At 43.7% G+C, this 17,697-nt stretch carries 12 protein-coding genes; 7 read left to right on the forward strand and 5 right to left on the reverse strand.

Going from position 1 to position 17,697, the window contains the following annotated elements; genetic code table 11:
* Positions 1-4: 4 nt before the first annotated feature.
* Positions 5-1,102 (reverse strand): dimethylsulfone monooxygenase SfnG, encoded by a 1,098-nt coding sequence (sfnG, locus tag GWK51_RS04820; protein WP_161932890.1) that lies wholly within the window; start codon positions 1,100-1,102, stop codon positions 5-7.
* 28 nt (positions 1,103-1,130) lie between these two features.
* A complete protein-coding gene (gene msuE / locus GWK51_RS04825) occupies positions 1,131-1,865 on the reverse strand; it encodes an FMN reductase (protein WP_161932891.1) in 735 nt (244 codons plus the stop codon).
* Positions 1,866-2,234: 369 nt separating this feature from the next.
* Here msuE and GWK51_RS04830 point away from each other — a divergent pair, with 369 nt between their 5' ends.
* Positions 2,235-2,885, forward strand: a complete 651-nt coding sequence (locus GWK51_RS04830; protein WP_100241202.1) for a response regulator — start codon at positions 2,235-2,237, stop codon at positions 2,883-2,885.
* 65 nt (positions 2,886-2,950) lie between these two features.
* Here the strand turns inward: GWK51_RS04830 and GWK51_RS04835 are convergent, their stop codons facing one another.
* Positions 2,951-3,718 (reverse strand): peroxisomal membrane protein PEX14, encoded by a 768-nt coding sequence (locus tag GWK51_RS04835; protein WP_161932892.1) that lies wholly within the window; start codon positions 3,716-3,718, stop codon positions 2,951-2,953.
* Positions 3,719-4,152: 434 nt separating this feature from the next.
* Complete coding sequence (locus GWK51_RS04840; RefSeq protein WP_161932893.1) at positions 4,153-7,644, reverse strand: hybrid sensor histidine kinase/response regulator; 3,492 nt, start codon at positions 7,642-7,644, stop codon at positions 4,153-4,155.
* Between the two features lie 185 nt (positions 7,645-7,829).
* On the opposite strand from GWK51_RS04840, the gene GWK51_RS04845 reads away from it, so the two are divergent.
* The 4 genes from GWK51_RS04845 to GWK51_RS04860 all read left to right on the forward strand — a co-directional run bounded on the left by GWK51_RS04845 (position 7,830) and on the right by GWK51_RS04860 (position 12,899).
* Positions 7,830-8,162 carry a DUF485 domain-containing protein gene (locus GWK51_RS04845; protein ID WP_161932894.1) on the forward strand — a complete coding sequence of 111 codons (333 nt, stop codon included), beginning with the start codon at positions 7,830-7,832 and terminating at the stop codon, positions 8,160-8,162.
* Between the two features lies 1 nt (position 8,163).
* Positions 8,164-9,879, forward strand: coding sequence for a cation acetate symporter (locus GWK51_RS04850; RefSeq protein ID WP_161932895.1), 1,716 nt, complete (start codon positions 8,164-8,166; stop codon positions 9,877-9,879).
* Between the two features lie 213 nt (positions 9,880-10,092).
* Complete coding sequence (locus tag GWK51_RS04855) at positions 10,093-10,776, forward strand: ion channel (protein ID WP_161932896.1); 684 nt, start codon at positions 10,093-10,095, stop codon at positions 10,774-10,776.
* 152 nt (positions 10,777-10,928) lie between these two features.
* Positions 10,929-12,899 (forward strand): BCCT family transporter, encoded by a 1,971-nt coding sequence (locus tag GWK51_RS04860; protein ID WP_161932897.1) that lies wholly within the window; start codon positions 10,929-10,931, stop codon positions 12,897-12,899.
* A 59-nt stretch (positions 12,900-12,958) separates the two neighbouring features.
* Here GWK51_RS04860 and omp33-36 read toward each other — a convergent pair whose 3' ends face one another.
* Positions 12,959-13,867 carry a porin Omp33-36 gene (omp33-36, locus tag GWK51_RS04865; RefSeq protein WP_328703728.1) on the reverse strand — a complete coding sequence of 303 codons (909 nt, stop codon included), beginning with the start codon at positions 13,865-13,867 and terminating at the stop codon, positions 12,959-12,961.
* A 1,039-nt stretch (positions 13,868-14,906) separates the two neighbouring features.
* Here omp33-36 and blaOXA point away from each other — a divergent pair.
* Both blaOXA and GWK51_RS04875 read left to right on the forward strand, forming a co-directional pair.
* A complete protein-coding gene (gene blaOXA, locus GWK51_RS04870; protein WP_407925962.1) occupies positions 14,907-15,749 on the forward strand; it encodes a class D beta-lactamase in 843 nt (280 codons plus the stop codon).
* 228 nt (positions 15,750-15,977) lie between these two features.
* Positions 15,978-17,678 carry a GGDEF domain-containing protein gene (locus GWK51_RS04875; RefSeq protein WP_161932899.1) on the forward strand — a complete coding sequence of 567 codons (1,701 nt, stop codon included), beginning with the start codon at positions 15,978-15,980 and terminating at the stop codon, positions 17,676-17,678.
* Positions 17,679-17,697 lie beyond the last annotated feature (19 nt).

Below are 17,697 nucleotides of genomic sequence, written 5' to 3' on the forward strand. Positions count from 1 at the left end.
ACCCCTAAGCAGACTTGGCAGGCACAGCGAGCTGTGCTTCGAGTTCACGAACCAAAGGCAATACCTTTGCACCAAAGTATTCGACTTCTTCAATAAAATGTAAGAAGCCTGACAAAATCAAATCTACCCCGACCTGTTTTAATTCGACAATCCGCTGTGCAATTTGTGCTGGTGTGCCAATCAAGTTGGTTTTGAAGCCATCGTTATATTGCACCAAATCTTCGAAACTGGATTTTGCCCAATTGCCTTCACCTTCAACCGTTGCAGCTCCTGCTTCACGGGTGGCATCGCCAAAAGCCTGTACCGCAGGAATATTGGCCTTGGCAATAATCTCTTCTAAGACCGCTTGGGCTTCTTGTTCTGTATCACGAGCAATAATAAAGGCATTGACCCCAATTTTGACCTGATGACCATTTAACTTGGCTTTTTCACGAATATCCTCAATTTGTTTCTTTAACTCCTCAGGAGTATTGCCATTGGTGAAATACCAGTCCGACACTTGGGAGGCCATGTCACGTGCCGCTCGGGAACTGCCACCTTGAAAGATCTCGAGATGTGGCTTCTGCACGGGTTTGGGCTTGAGGGTATAGTCATTGAACTGGTAATAATCGCCCTGAAAGCTAAAATGGTCTTGTGTCCAGATGCCTTTCAGGCTTCGAATAAATTCCTCTGAACGTGCATAACGCTGATCATGCTCAGGCCATTCCTCTCCAATGGCATCAAACTCTCCTCTAAACCAGCCACTCACCACATTAATGGCAATCCGACCTTGTGAGAGATGGTCAATGGTCGCCAATTGTTTGGCGGCTAGAGCAGGTTTCCAAGGACCTGGCAAAATGGCGGCAATCACTTTGAGCTTTTCTGTTTTCGCCAATAACCCGTGACTAAAACTCACCGATTCATGTTGATTTTCAGCGCCATAACCCGCAGTAAAGCGAATTTGAGTCAGTGCATAAGCAAAGCCATTTTGTTCCGCAGTTTGCGCCAAACGGACATTGTAGTCATAGCTCCAGTCGGTGCGTTGTTCAATGTCACTGACCACTAAGCCACCGCTGACGTTCGGTACCCAATAGGCAAATAAAATATCATTTGCTTGTGTCATGCCGAGATCCTCAGAAAGAATTTAAGAGTTAAGCCACATGGCTTTGTGGCATTTTCTTGGCATGCAAGCGTGACTCTGCTGCATCCAAGTTGGGTACGGCTGCTGAAGGCAGAACTTCGTCTTGTTCAATTTGTTTGTTAATCCCCAGCGTTTGATTGGCATGTTGAGATTTTTCTTTCACCACATCGGCACGCTGACCTTTGGCTGGTGCCCATTCCAAAATTGGCAAGGCGCGTGCAACAGCTAAAGTAATGCGGTCACGTAGCAGTTCACTGTGAATGCTATATTCAGGGGTGAAGTCACGGTCTGTGGCATACACACCAATCGGTAAAGTCTGTGCTTGGAAGAAACTGAACAGCGGACGCAATTGATGTTCTAGCACGAGGGCATGACGGTCACTCCCCCCTGATGCCGCCAGTAATACAGGCACATCCACCAGTGCAGTCTGTTCGACAAAATCAAAGAAATGTTTAAATAACCCTGTAAATGACGCACGATAAACAGGGGTTCCCACAATTAGGGCATCCGCAGCTTCAACAGCAGCCAAATCATCCTGAATGCGTTGCGGCAATTGATGGCGATAAATAGCGCCCCCCAGTAAATGTCCGATTTCGCTGAATTTAATAAAATGTACGTTGATTGGAGTGGCATCACCCAATTCATTCAGAATTTCTTGCACTAAGGCTTCGGTTTTAGACGGAGTGTTTAAACCGCCTGATACAGCGACAATATTCAGCGGTTTTTGTTGATGAGAAAATGACATAGCAATGAGCCTATAAGCAGTCTTGGAATGTTTGCTATTTATCATCAAGCGTGAAGGCACTGTAAAATAAGGAAAAGCAGATTGATTATCTGTTTTTAAGATATGCCTGAATTTTTCAGAGCATGCAGCATAAGGGCGTTTTAATCCTTTGAATTATCAACTTATATTGTATTTGCATAAGTTTTTTATGCCTTTGCATTCAATTTATAAAAAATACAGATTTGTATTTCATCTTTTTGCAAAATTCGGGGCTTAAGATTTGCTCTATTTTTTGTTGTTATTTCAAAAATAGTTAATATTTGCATATCCTTAAGGGGGCATGTATGGTTAGAATAAGAATTACTCTGCACTAGATCTCTTACGCTGCTTATGAATATTTTAATCGTTGATGATCATCCGTTGTTTCGTCATGCTTTGATTCAGGCCGTTCGCTATAGCTTACCGCAAGCTCAAATTAGTGAGACCGCAGCAGTAAATGAATTTTATGAACGTTTAGAAAAAGGTCCTGAACCTGATTTGGTGTTGCTGGATTTAAACCTTCCTGGCGCTTCAGGTTTTTCCGCTTTGGTTCATGTCCGTGCACAATACCCATCGCTGCCAATCATTGTGGTTTCGGCGCATGAAGAAGTATCGATTATGCAACGTGCCATCGCGCATGGCGCAATGGGTTATATTCCAAAGTCAGCGCATCCAAGTCATATTGGTGAAGCCATTCGTCAAGTGCTGGAAGGTGAAATCTGGTTACCCCCAAATTTACCGACAAATGTTGGCTTTGACCCACGTGCGGCAGATGAAACCGAATTGGCAGAACGTATTCAATCTTTGACCCCGCAGCAATTCCGCGTGTTAATGATGGTGGCGGAAGGCCTGCTGAATAAACAAATTGCCTATGAGCTGGATGTTTCTGAAGCGACTATTAAGGCGCATGTCACCGCCATTTTCCGCAAATTGGGTGTACAAAACCGTACTCAAGCGGTACTGGCGATTAATGCCTTGAATATTGATGAAAAGAAAATGTAATTTCTTCGTTGGATAAAAAATAAAGACCCGCATGAGGTCTTTATTTTTGTCTCAAGAAAAGTGAATTAAGCCAAGCAGTCCTGTTTGTGCATGGTGTTGTCGCAATACAGTGGGTTCAGCGCACACTCGAGTTCGTCAATCTGTTCTTGGGTAATCAAGCCTTTAGATTTCAAGTATTCCGCAACACGGTCATCGCGGAGGCTGAGAAATGCAGCATCGTATACGCCTAATTGAACAAACAAGGCAGCCGTTTCCAAACTGTTAAAGCGGTCGAGATAGATTTGATTGTCATACATCAGGAAGATGTGATCGTAATCATCATTCACGTCGACCATGAGGCGATGGGCAAGTTCAATTGGTGAGGTTTTAATAAACAGCAGATCGGACAGTTCATCAAACTGGGTGGTATCCAATTGGTCTGCATTGGTTTTGACTTTCCCTAGCCATGCTTTAAATACCAACACGGCACCGCCACGCAGTAGCATGCTCCAAATTTGATGACGTACCGCAGGATTTAAACTCCGCGTTTCAGCCTGTAATACTTGCAGCAATTTTTCTTCTTGCTGTGTCAATTTTTCAAATAGCCCAAGTCCTTGCGGTTTGTATTCTGCAGGGGTAAAAACATCAAAATTCAGTTCATCAAAAACTTGCAGTGCCAGTGGTACAGCACTTTGATACAGGGTGTTGAGTGCTTCAACATGGGTTGGGCTAATTTTGCTTTGTTCGAAAATTTGGTTCCAGTCAATATCGGGCAATAAAGCATTTACACCGTACAGGCGGTGAAATTGTTGTGCCTGATGTAAATCATGTGGAACCATGTCAGAAATGTTCATTATAATCTCCTAAAGCTTGTGCAATGTGGGCGAGCATTGACAATAGAGCATTGGTCTTTTGAATGTTATTTGCTCGGGGATATCCCCATTTATGGAAGCTCTGTACTGGAAAAAGTATACGACTAAAGTTGTAGGTGATATTGATTTCGTTATAAACATCAATGAAATGATTGGCTTGAGATTTTGTAACTAAGTGTACAACTGTGCATTAATGTAACCTGAACGAATCTGCCATAGCCAAAAAACCAAATTGAGCGAATGACTCCCTAATTTTTTATAATCTGAGATTTTTCAGTATTTTATTTTTGGAATATTTTTTGAAGTTTATCCTGCTTTGCATTTTTTGCCGTTGTGAGCAGCCTGATTCGACACTTTTCATCCAAACTGTGTACCCATAAGCGTAGGCACACAGCTGGATCAGACTGAACCTCGAGTTAGTCGGTGGAAATTTTCAGACCTGATAACCACGATCTTAAGGATGCAGGTTTCAATGGTTTCCTCAACAAGACAATATTTAGCTCCTTGAGCGTCTGCGGCAATTCGGGGTCAGAATCTGCGGTGATGAGTGCCACAGGGACTTTGTCCTGACGGTTTTGCAGAATAAAGTCCAAGCCCATTTTATCGTCATTCAAATGTTGATCGACCAACCAGACCTGAATGTTTTCCTGATGGATCAACTCCAGTGCCTGTTCAGGTTCTGTTGCCTTAAACACCTGATAGCCCCATTTGGTCAGCAGGGTACTCATGCCTTCCAAAATGGTTTCGTCATTGTCCAAACATAAAATCTTGTAGGCTTTGGTTTTCAGTGGCACGGCTTGCACAGGTGTCGCAATCACTTTTGGCGCGGCAACCACAGGCACTTCAATCATGAAGCAGGAACCTTTGCCCAGTTCGGAATAGACATGCACAGGATAGTCTAGTAGGCCTGTCATGCGTTGCACAATCGCCAGCCCCAGTCCCAAACCTTGTTCACCCCAAGGAGAGGTATGTCCACAACGTTCGAACTCTTGGAACAGTTTAATGCGTTGCTCTTCGGCAATGCCCGGACCTGTATCCCACACGCCAATACGAATATGCTGTGGGCGTTCTGATGCACGTAGTACGCCGACAATGACCCGTCCTTTAGCGGTATAACGCAGTGCATTACTGACAAAGTTTTGAATAATGCGACGAATCCACTGTGGATCAGTATCAATCCAGAACTGTGCATCATGCACATGCAGTTGAATGCCGCGTTGTGCAGCAATCGATTTGAACTGCAATTCCAAGTCACTGAGCAGGTCATGCAGTGGGTAGGCTTGGCGTTTCGGTTGAATGGTACCGCCTTCTAGACGGGCAATATCCAGCAGGGCAGAGAGCATGCTTTCTGCACCGTGCAAGGCACGGTCTAATTGCTGTAGGGTTTTACGGTCTTCATCCGATTGAACACTTTGCTCCAAGGCAGTACTGAACAGACGTGCTGCATGCATCGGTTGTAAGAGGTCATGGCTGGCCGCAGCAATAAAGCGGCTTTTCGACATGTTGGCTTTATCGGCTTGTTCACGTGCCAATTGTTGTTCGGTCAGTGCATCGGCAAGCTGCTGGGTACGATCTTGTACCCGCGCTTCCAGCACAGCTTCGTTTTCACGGAATGCGGTAATATCGGCAAAGGTCGTCACGAAACCACCACCTTCAATTGGATTACCGCGCATTTGAATCACGCGACCATCTTTACGAATGCGTTCAAATTCATGCGCACTGCCGACTTTCATCCAGTGAATTCGTTTACGTACATGTTCTTCTACCGAACCAGGACCACATTCGCCACGCTCTGCGTTATAACGAATCAGATCGGCAATCGGGCAGCCGACATAGACCAGATCTTTCGGATAATCGAACAGAACAAGATATTGGTTGTTCCAAGCTACCAGACACATGTTTTCATCGACCACACTCACGCCTTGGGTCATGTGGTCAATCATGGTCATAATTAGGTTCTGATTAAAACGCTGCCATTGCGAGGCTTGGTCCAGAATATTGGCAACCTGTCCAAGTGCTAGACCATTGTTGACCATGGCCGTGGTCAATAAGGTTCGTGCAGAGGCTGCACCAATGGTGCCTGCCAAATATTGCTCGGTAAATCGCCACCACATGCCATTGGCACTGCTGTTGGCATTCAGCACCACGTTATTTTGTTGGCAGAACTGATCAAATGCACGTGTGGTTGGACCTTCGCCAGTAATACGTTTAGCAAGGGTAATCAGATCGGCAACTTTTAAACGTGCCATATCATGGTGTAAATAGCTAATTTCAGATGAACTGCTTTGTGCAGGCAGTGGTTTGGTTTCGTAATAGAAAAAGCTTTCTGCCTGAATCTGTTCGGCAATGCTGGGTCGGAAAATATGAGAAATCCAGATATACAGCAGGGTATTTAAACCCAGTGCCCAGATTACCCCATGTGTTAAGGGAGCAAAAGATTCAAAACCAAGCAGAGCTTCTGGACGTAACCAGCTCATGCCCAATGGACCATGCAACAAAAATTGCATGGTCATGCTGGTGTAGTCATCTGGCAAGCTACGCAGGATGGTGGGCAGGAGCAGGGTATAGGCCCACATAATAAAGCCCACAATTAGCCCTGCATACACCCCTTGCTTACTGCCGCCACGCCAGTACAAACCACCAATCAGGGCAGGGGCGAACTGTGCCACAGCACTAAACGCTAACAAGCCAAATACTGAGAGCTGGTCAATATCATTAAAGAAATGGAAGAACAAAAAGCCCAAGAGCATGACGGCTAAAATACAGACCCGACGGGTAAATTTCAGCATTAACGGCATGCGCTTGTCATGTCGGGAGAGCAAATTGAAGCGCCACAGTGCAGGCATGATCAGGTCATTACTCAACATAATCGATAGGGCGACTGAGGATACCAACAGCATACCTGTCGAGGCAGAGAAACCGCCCAAGAACGCCAAAATGGTGAGCCAGTCTTGTTGGTAGCTGATCGGCAAGGAGAGTACGGCAACATCGGGGATGGCCAAATACTCTGGTGCAGCATGCAATGCCCAACTGGCAATCGGGATAATGGCTAAGGTCGTCAGAATTAGATAAATGGCAAACCAACGTCGTGCACCACGAATATGTTTTTCATCGCGCAATTCAACTACGGCAACATGAAATTGGCGCGGCAGACAGATAATGGCTAGGGCTGCCAGCAGGGTTTGTACCCAAAAAGTTTCAGGCACCCCAAAAAGCTGCACATCTTTAAAGGTCTTGGCAACATCATGCGAAATTTGTCCCAAATTCGCAGGTTCGGCAAACATAAAGAAAATGGCGACGCAGAGTAAGGCAAACAGTTTGACGAAGGACTCAAATGCCACCGCCAGCATTAATCCACCGTGTTGTTCGGTATTGGCGATTTGGCGCGTACCAAAAATCATGGCGAGAATCGCCATAATACCCGTCAAGAACAGCACGCTATTGGTGGTGCTTTCCAGCCCTGTATTTTGTTGCAGGATCACCGTGGCACTCAGGGCAATCGCGCGCAGTTGTAGTGCCAAATAAGGAATAATCGCAATCACGGCTAAAATGGTGACGAGGGAGGCCAAAGGGCCACTTTTACCATAGCGTGCAGCCATAAAGTCTGCGATGGAGGAAATGGCATGGTGCTGGCGAACCCGACCCAATCTGCGCCAAATGTCATAACCCAGGGCAACGAAGAGCAGCGGACCTAGATAAATCGGGAGAAAAATAATGCCTTCGCGTACTGCAGCACCCGTTGCACCATAAAAAGTCCACGAAGAGCAGTACACACCTAAAGTTAAACTAAACAGCAGCATCCGTCCGCGAGTGCTCAGACGGCTGGCATGCTTCTCCCCATAGAAAGCACAAATAAAAAGGATTACGATGTAAAGCGCGAGAACGCCAATAATAAGCCAACTGTTCATAATGCCGAATTGCCCCGAGTTACGGGCTTATCATAGCCTATTCGGGTTCGTGGCAGTTTGATTTGATTAAAATTTAACGACCAAAGTCTAAATTACAAGAACCCTACAACATTGTTAAGTTTGTATACGAAATAATTCCAATTAAAAAATGCGTCTATGGCTGGGCGCTTCACAGGAGCAAGATTATGGATGAGGTTCAGGTAAACCAAATTCTAGAAAATCCCAAATTCAAGGAAATGGTCAGTAGAAAAAGTTCATTGAGCTGGTCGCTGACCGCAGTGATGTTGTTTGTGTATGTCGGCTTCATGCTTTTAGTTGGCTACAACAAAGAGTTTTTATTAAGTTCATTTGGCGGTGGCGTGACGACAATTGGTATTCCATTGGGTCTCGGCATTATTGTCTTATCCTTTGTACTTTGTGGTGTGTATTCTTACATTGCCAACAACAAGTTAGATGGTTTGACTGAAGAAGCTTTGCGTGAAGTTGAAGCAATCGCTCATGAAAAAGGACAACACTAAGATGAAATGGAATTCAATGAAGGCGAAAGCAGTTGCTGCATCGTCACTCATGCTGTCAAGCATGGCGTTTGCGGGTCCAGATTTAGGTGAAGCGCAACAACAGGCGACGAACTGGCATGCAATTATCATGTTCATGATTTTTGTGGGCTTTACGTTGTTTATTACCAAATGGGCATCAAAAAAGACCACAAGTGCGCAAGATTTCTATACAGCGGGTGGCGGTATCTCAGGTTTCCAAAATGGATTGGCGATTGCAGGTGACTATATGTCAGCAGCATCGTTCCTGGGTATTTCCGCATTGGTGTTCAGTTCAGGCTTTGATGGTTTACTTTACTCGCTCGGTTTCATGGTGGGTTGGCCAATTGTATTGTTCTTAATTGCAGAACGTTTACGTAACTTGGGTAAATACAACTTGTCCGACGTGGTTTCATTCCGTTTAGACGAGAAACCAGTACGTACCATGGCTGCATTCAGTTCATTGGTTGTGGTGGCGTTCTACCTGATTGCACAAATGGTAGGTGCGGGTCAGTTGATCAAACTCCTATTCGGTTTGAACTATAACATCGCGGTGGTTGTGGTTGGCCTGTTAATGATGGCTTACGTAATCTTCGGTGGGATGTTGGCAACGACTTGGGTACAGATCATTAAAGCAGTGATGTTGCTCAGCGGTGCATCGTTCATGGCTTTCATGGTAATGAAAAATGTGGGCTTCAGCTTCGCGAACATGTTTGAACAATCAATCGCGGTATTCAGTAAAGTCCACGATTTGAGCCTAGAAGATGCTGCTCACATTATGGGACCTGGTAAACTGGCTGCAAACCCGATTGATGCCGTATCTCTTGGTTTAGGCTTAATGTTTGGTACAGCAGGTCTTCCTCACATCTTGATGCGTTTCTTCACGGTTAAGGATGCAAAAGAAGCACGTAAATCAGTTGTAGTTGCAACAGGTTTCATCGGTTACTTCTACCTGTTAACGTTCATCATTGGTTTCGGTGCGATCCTGTTTGTTTCAAACAACCCACAATTCATTGATGTTGCAAAAATGGCGATGACTGGCAAGCTAGAGCTTGTTGGTGGTAACAACATGGCAGCGGTTCACTTGTCTGATGCATTGGGCGGTGACTTGTTCATGGGCTTCATTTCAGCGGTTGCATTCGCGACAATTCTTGCGGTAGTTGCTGGTTTGACATTATCAGGTGCTTCTGCAATCTCTCATGACTTGTATGCAAACGTATTCAAGAAAGGTCAAACAACACCTGAATCTGAACTTCGTATGTCTAAGATTGCAACTTTAGTATTGGCGATCTTTGCAATGATCCTCGGTATTTTGTTCGAGAAACAAAACGTAGCGTTCATGGTAGGCTTGGCATTCGCAGTTGCGTGCTGTGCAAACTTCCCAGTGCTTGTGCTTTCAATGTTCTGGAAAGGTTTAACGACTCGTGGTGCGGTTATCGGTGGTTTGGTTGGTTTGGTCAGTGCGGTTACTCTAATCGTACTCTCTAAAGCTGTATGGGTAGATACCTTACATATGGCTGAAACACCAGTGTTTGTATTCAATAGCCCAACATTGTTCGCTATGCCACTTGCTTTCTTCTGCTGCTGGTTGTTCTCTGTGACAGATAACTCTGCACGTGCACAAGCTGAACGCAAAGCATTTGATGCACAGTATGTACGTTCTATGACGGGTGTTGGTATCTCAGGCGCGTCTGATCACTAATTCTGGTTCATCATAAAAAAAAGCCCCACTTGGGGCTTTTTTTATTGTCTGATGTTGGGCCATTACCCTATTGAAGTCGTGGCTATGGGCTAGACCAATGCTCACAAATACGCTACAACAGAAGCAGAATAAAAATGAAGCTTTGGCATTTCCATTGCACTGAATCAAAAAAATCGGTGGCATGCCTGACCATCAATCCAAGGAGAGAAGTCTATGCAAGTGCTCATTGAATTCTGGAAAGGATTTCGCTTGTTGCCTTCTGCATGGTTGCTCTTGGTTCAGTTCTGTATGTTATGGCTGTCACTGATTGCGCATCAGAGTTTATCTTATCGGGCAGTTATGTGGTGTTTGGGGGTGCTGGCGTTATTAATCATTGCCAAAGTGATTCGGCAGGCACCCGTTTATACCTTTCTCGGACTCTGTTTTGTCGGTGGGGCATTCATTTTTTCCTTTATGATCTTATTGGGCTACAACAGCGTTGGTATGCAGGTCATCGCGCACAGTTTTGAAAGTCTGGCGTATTTTATGGCAGCATTTGGCTTGGTACGTTACATGTTTGCGGATCGCTATTTAACCAAAGATGAAATGTTTGCTGCTGGTGCAGTCTTCACCTTAATCGCGTGGGGATTTGCCTTTTTATATAATATTTGCCAGTTGCTGATTCCCAACAGCTTTCAAAGTCCACGTACGGGTTTGCAGTCATGGCTGGACTTATTGTTTCTGAGCTTTAGTTTGCAATCGGCAACAGGTCTGTCCGACATTATGCCCATCAGTCCAGCCGCTCGTATTCTCGCCATGTTACAAATGTTTTGCGGGGTCATGTATTTGGCGTTAATCGTTTCACGCCTGATTGCCCTCCAGTACATTCGGCATGCGCCAAGGCAGCAAGATAAATAGTTACAGGAATTGCACTGCCTTGTTTTGCGACATAAATTATCATGATGATGAATTGTTAAATTTTAAACATTCACTTCTTACTCTTTATAAGACCCGCGAATAAACCGGATTGGTTTCATCTTTACATTAATAAAAATCTTCTGGGGGAAATCATGCCTTCCATAAAGACGTCTCCGTTTGCTAATGTCAAACGGAATGTGTTTTTAAGTACAGTCATCATCATTGCACTGTTTTTGGCTTTAATTCTGTTTGATCCAAGTGGATTTGAAGCACTCACCAAACATTTAAATCAATGGATTATTGATTCGTTTAGCTGGTTCTATGTTTTAGCCGTTGCTTTCTTTCTGATTTTACTGATTTTCATTGCCATGTCGGGTATGGGGAAAATCAAACTGGGTCCCGATCATAGTACCCCTGAATATAGTAAAAGCTCGTGGTTTGCGATGCTGTTTACCGCAGGCATGGGCATTGGCTTGATGTTCTTCGGGGTGGCTGAACCCGTAATGCATTATGTCAATCCACCCACTGGAGAGGGAGAGACCTTAGCATCAGCGCAGCAAGCCATGCGGATTACCTTCTTCCACTGGGGGCTGCATGCTTGGGCAATTTATGCCTTGGTGGGGCTCTCTTTGGCGTATTTTTCTTTTCGGCATAATTTACCACTGAAAGTCCGTTCTGCCTTATATCCGCTGGTGGGTAAAAAAATCTATGGCCCAGTCGGGGATGCCGTGGATACCTTTGCGACCCTAGGGACTATTTTCGGGGTGGCAACAACGCTTGGTTTTGGGGTGACCCAAATCAATTCAGGTCTGAATTATCTCTTTGGCATTCAGCAGAGCATTGGGATTCAAGTTGGACTCATTGTCTTTGTGACTTTTTTAGCCTCCCTGTCCGTGGGTTTTGGTCTGGACAAAGGCATTAAGCGCTTGTCGGAACTGAATCTAATTCTGGTCTTGCTGCTGTTATTTTTTGTCTTCTTCTGTAGCTCGACCATCTATATTTTACAGACCACCATTCAAAATGCAGGGCAATACGTTTCTAATTTATTCACCATGACCTTCAATTTATATGCCTATCAGCCGAATGGCTGGATTGGGGGCTGGACCATTATGTATTGGGCATGGTGGATTTCATGGTCGCCATTTGTGGGCATGTTCATTGCGCGTGTGTCACGCGGACGCACGATTCGGGAATTCATTGTTGGGGTACTCTTTATTCCGACAGGATTTACCCTCATTTGGATGGGCTTTATGGGCAATGCGGCCTTGTTCAGCATTATTCAGGAAGGGCAAAGTTCTTTGATTGCCGCAGTACAGCAAGATTCTTCGGTCGCCCTGTTTGAGTTTTTAACGCATCTGCCTTTTGCTCAAGTATCCAGTTTAATTGCGACGGTTTTAGTCGTACTGTTCTTCGTGACTTCTGCCGATTCAGGTTCTCTGGTGATTGATTACCTGACCGCGGAAAGTGAAAACTCGCCGTTATGGCAGCGCTTATTTTGGACGGTACTGATTGCGGTGCTTTCCATTATTTTATTGATGGCTGGCGGTTTAGCGGCATTACAATCCGCCACCATTATGAGTGCTTTGCCCTTTACTTTAATTATGCTGTTGGTGTGCTGGGGGCTGGTCAAAGCCTTAAGCCTCGATTTGACCAAAATGAATGCTTTGCAGGATGCTCGCATTACGCCGCGTGCCATCCAAAACCCGCGCAGTTGGCAACAGCGTTTAGGGCTGATCATGCATTATCCGCATACTCAGCAAGAGATTGAGCAATTCATTCAGCAAACTGTGCAGCAAGCATTTTCACAAGTGCAAAAGGAATTTGAGCGCCGTCAGTTGGAAGTCAGCATTCGTCCGATTGAGTCGGGTTTGCAGTTACGGGTCGATCATCATAATGAGATTAATTTTATTTATCAGGTGGTTTCACGTGAAACTCAACCGCCAAGTTTTATGGCAGATACTTTGGTGCAAGATCAGCCATTCTACCAGGCGGAAGTTTGCTTGCGAGAAGGTGGGCAGAATTATGATGTGATGGACTGGACCATTGAAGATTTATTGCAGGATATTATTGATCAGTATGAGCGACATCTTCATTTCTTGAGTTTGGTACGTAGCCCAAGCTAAGAGGAATAATAAAAAAGGACGCTCGTGGCGTCCTTTTTTTGTATTCAGCGTCTAATCAATTAGAAACGGAATTTAGCATTTAAGCCAACAGTTTGCGTGTCAAGGTTGTCTTCTTCAGCATTTGCATTAACATAGCTTGCGCCTACAGCAACTGCTGGAGTGATGAAGTAGTTGACGTTCGCGCCCCAAGCTGAGTCAGGAGTATCTGCAAAGCTAGATTTTACATAAGATGCACCAACGCTAAGCTTTGGTGTTACATATAAGTCAGTTTTAAGTTGGTAAGCGGTGTCTTCGCCATAAACAAGACCAGACTCAAAGCCTACAGCCATGTTTGTACCGTCAATGTTACCTACATATTTAGTACGTGCAGTGATAGCGTCTTGGTCATCACGAATGGTATCTGACTCTAAACCAGCACTCACAACACCATTTGATAAAATGTTGAATGCGTCAAGAGAATATTCGTCAGCAACGCTGGTATAACCCACTGCAACCAAGAAGTTTGGTACAACTAAAGCACCAAGTTCAAGCGCATAACGGTCACCATTGCCTTCTATATCACCAAATTCTGTAGCAGTATACGTATTCTTGGCATCTGTTTTGGTATGGTTATAAGAAGCGCTTGCATATACAGGAACAAATTTAGTTGGCACATAAGCTTCTGCTTTCGCACCATAAGTATGAGTTTCAGTATTGAACCCATCTTCTTCATTATATTTAGTATAGTTATAAGCAACAGAAACATTAGATGCTTGGTTTAAGAACGCCGCTTCAGCTAAAGGACCTTTAGAAGAATCTACATCTTTAAAGTAGTAAGTACCTTGAGCTGCGCCAGTGAAGTTTTTGTCATTAGCAGTATTATCGATGTATTCAGATTGACCTTGCACTTCGAATTGATATGCTTGAGCACCGGTCATGGCTAATAATAAAGCAGTGGCTAAACCGAGTTTTTTCATAAGTATTACCAGTTTGTTAAAATGGATTAAACAAGGGCATTGTATTGTAACAATTTATTTAGTCAACCGAGGTCATGTTACAGTTCGTAGTGAGCTTTTGCTCTAATAAAAAATTGGTTGTAAATTCAGCAAACAGAAAAATTGTTGTCAACCATTCAAAAAAGGCTGAGATAACAACTGAATAAGGCGGACATCACCAAAGAAAAAGCACGATATTGGTGCGAGTTATTTAAGTTTTACTATTGTTAAAAAAGATTAATTTTAGTTTTTAATTGCCAAAAACAATGGTAATTTTCATCTAATAGTCGTATTTTTCTGTGTAGCACCGCAAAGATTTGTGCAAAATTTAATTAAAACTTGCAAAAAATGTAACAATTGTATTTTAAATAAACTATTTTTAAGAATAATTGTGATCTGGTTGGCTTAAATTTGGTTTTATGTGTTTTTCTATAAAACAAAGTGATTTAATCGGCTTTACTTCTGATAAAAAGCGGAACATAATAAAGCTGTAATCAGATCATGTTTCATTCAAATAGTGTGATAGCTGACTGATTCTCCACAAAGGTTTTTAGTTTATCGCCCAGCTTTCCCCAAGGTTGGGCTTTTTTTTGTCTGTTTATTTGCCTGTCTCGCTAAGATTAAAATTTCAAGCAAAACGTCTAAATTGGTGCAACTTTTTGGCATTGCCCTGATTTAGCCCAAGTTGTTTAACGAAAAATGGCGTATGTGATTTGCTTGAGAAGGGGATGAGGCAGAGTCATTGTTAGTTACATTATGCACCAATATAGTGCTATTTATTGTGGCTTTAATGAGCTGATCTATTGAGATTTATTCGTATAAGCGAAAAAAATCCCAATTTAAATACATAAACTGGGATCTTTTCGCCAAAAAACAGGGAAATTTAAAAATATCTGCTGAGGATGAAATTAAAAAACGCCCTAATAGCGTGCATTATGCACCATAATAGATCATAAGTAAACTGATTCGATAATAATTATTCCATTTGGTCAAAATCTGGCTATCATGAACCTTAAAATTGGGGAGTAAAAAGATGATGTTGCGCTTTCGAGCAATGAGTTGTGTTGTCCTTGGTTGGGTCTTGCTGAATGGGTGTAGTCCGCAGCCCGTAACCCATTCCGCGCCACAGTCGTCGATGATGCAACATGCACGCCAAGATGAACTCAATCGCATGTTTCAGGCTGTAAATACAGCAACGGTATTGGTGACCTTTGATGGTCAACGGTTACAACGCTTTGGTAATGATTTGACCCGTGCCGAGACCGCTTATATTCCTGCATCAACCTTTAAAATGCTGAATGCTTTGATTGGCTTGCAGCATCACAAAGCGACAGCAACAGAAGTTTTTGCTTGGGATGGGCAGCCGCGTGCCTTTAAAAGCTGGGAAAAAGACATGACCTTAGGACAAGCCATGCAGGCTTCTGCGGTACCTGTCTACCAAATCTTGGCACGCCGTATAGGGCTGAGCTTAATGCAACAAGAGCTGACACGTGTGGGATATGGCAATGCACAGGTTGGCACGCAGGTAGACCGCTTTTGGTTAGATGGTCCGCTTAAAATTACTCCACAACAAGAGGTTGAGTTTGCTTATCAATTGGCGACAGAAAAGCTGCCTTTTGATGTCACAGTGCAAAAGCAAGTGAAAGACATGCTGTATGTCGAACGCCGTGGTGATGCCAAACTCTATGCCAAATCGGGCTGGGGAGCGGATGTTAGCCCACAAGTCGGCTGGTATGTGGGTTGGGTAGAGCAACCGAATGGTCACATTCTGGCTTTTGCATTAAATATGCAGTTGCAGGGAGAACAGCAGTTGCCTTTACGTAAACAATTGACCTTGGATGCTTTGGATAAACTCGGGGTTTTTCCTTATTTATAAGGCGAAAGTTTGAATTTAAAAGGCAAATAGATTTTATTTTTGTGTGAAGATTTGCCTTTTAATATTGCGGAATAAGCGCTTTATTTTATGAGTAGATTTAAATTTAAAGTGCTTGCTAGAATAAAAATCTCGAGAACAGATGAATATTTCATTTTCCCCGTTGCATGTTGAATCCATGATATGGTTTAACTGTGCAGTAGCGACGTAGATAAAATTTAAAAGCGATTCATGGCAAAATTACGTGCAGAAAATATAAGTAAACGATTATTCGGCGCAATGTTGGTCATTGTGTTGTCGTTACTGTTTATTTCTGTCCCGCTTATTTTTAAAAGCTATCAGCATTATCAACAAGCCCAGTTGGCACTGACTGAAATTCAGAGTTTGCGCACGGTGGCGGAATTGTCCAATAAAATTTCGCGGGAACGTGCTCCAAGCAATAAAGTCATGTCCAGTACGCCTGAAGAATATGCCCAGAACCGAGAAGAATTAGCTGAATATCGACGTGGGGTGGATCAGCATATTCAAAGTACGATTGTTCAGCTTAATGCCACAGGTTTTTATACCGAAGCCTCCGAAATTGCAACGCAATTGCAGCCGCAGCTCCAGCAAGGACGTGCAGCAGTGGATGCCTATGCGGCACTGCCACGCACAGCGCGCAGCATGCAACAACTGGATGCGGCAATTTTAAAAATGTTTTCTGCTTGGGATGAAAGTCATAATATATTGAAACATATGGTGATTCATTCACAAAGCCAAGATGAATACACCTCGAATTACTATACCTTGATTCTGATTTTGGCAGACCTGCGTGATCAGGCAGGGCGCGTCGCCTCGAATATTATTGCGCCTGTGACCTTTAAAGAAAAAATGCCCGATACCAATTTGGCGCGTTCCTTACAAACCCAACATCAAGCGCGCTATTTGTGGGATTTGGTCTATACCATTTTGCCAGAGCAAGACAAGACTCCTGAATTTATTCAACTGCATCAGAAAGTCAAAACCGACTTTCTCGATCAGGGCATTGGAACCGTACAAACGCTGATTCAAAACAGCATGACAGGGCAGGCATATGTGCTTTCTGGCACCGAATTGACCAAGCAAATTGTTGATAAATTTAGTTCCGTAGTAAATCTGCAAAGCTATATATTGGACTACAGTCTAAAAGTGGCGGAACGTGAGAAATTGCAAGCCAAGCGACAATTTTTTCTGACCCTATTTATGACTTCGGTGTCGTTATTGGCGGCATTGTTCACCATGATTTATGCACGTCGCAATGTGTTTGAACCCTTAATTAAAGCTAGAGAAACCATTTTAAATTTATCGCAGGCGCAACCGCAGCCTACAGACCGATTGTTGCAAGAGCGTGGTGTGGATTCCTTATTTACCGCAATCCGCAAACTGGAAGGTATGTTGCAGCAACGCGATGCTTTGGAATTTCAGCTAAAAAATATTGCCAATTCGGATGCCTTAACTGGTGTCGCCAATCGCTTGGCTTTAGAAAGTTATATTCAGCATCTGGAACAGCAGCCCAAAAAGCTTGAAAAACTGGGACTGCTGGTGATTGATATCGATGATTTTAAACACGTTAATGATCAATATGGACACATGATTGGCGACAAAGTCATTCAGATGGTCGCCAATATTTTAAAAAACCATGTACGTGCCACAGATTTAATTGTGCGTTATGGTGGGGATGAGTTTCTGGTTTTACTGGAACTAATTACCGATGTGGAAGCCCTGAGTATTGCTGATCAAATACGACGAGAGGTCGACAGCAGTAGTCTGCAAGTTGGACTAGCAAAGGAATTACATGTTTCTATCAGTGCAGGTTATGCGGTGGGTGCTGCCAGTTGGTTAGAATTGTTTCATAAAGCTGACCAGTCTTTATTTAAAGCCAAAGCCAAGGGCAAAAATGCGGTGCAAGGTTAGATTGTCACCGCATTCATAT

It is taken from the genome of Acinetobacter kanungonis (assembly GCF_009939195.1).
In the GTDB taxonomy this organism is placed as follows: domain Bacteria; phylum Pseudomonadota; class Gammaproteobacteria; order Pseudomonadales; family Moraxellaceae; genus Acinetobacter; species Acinetobacter kanungonis.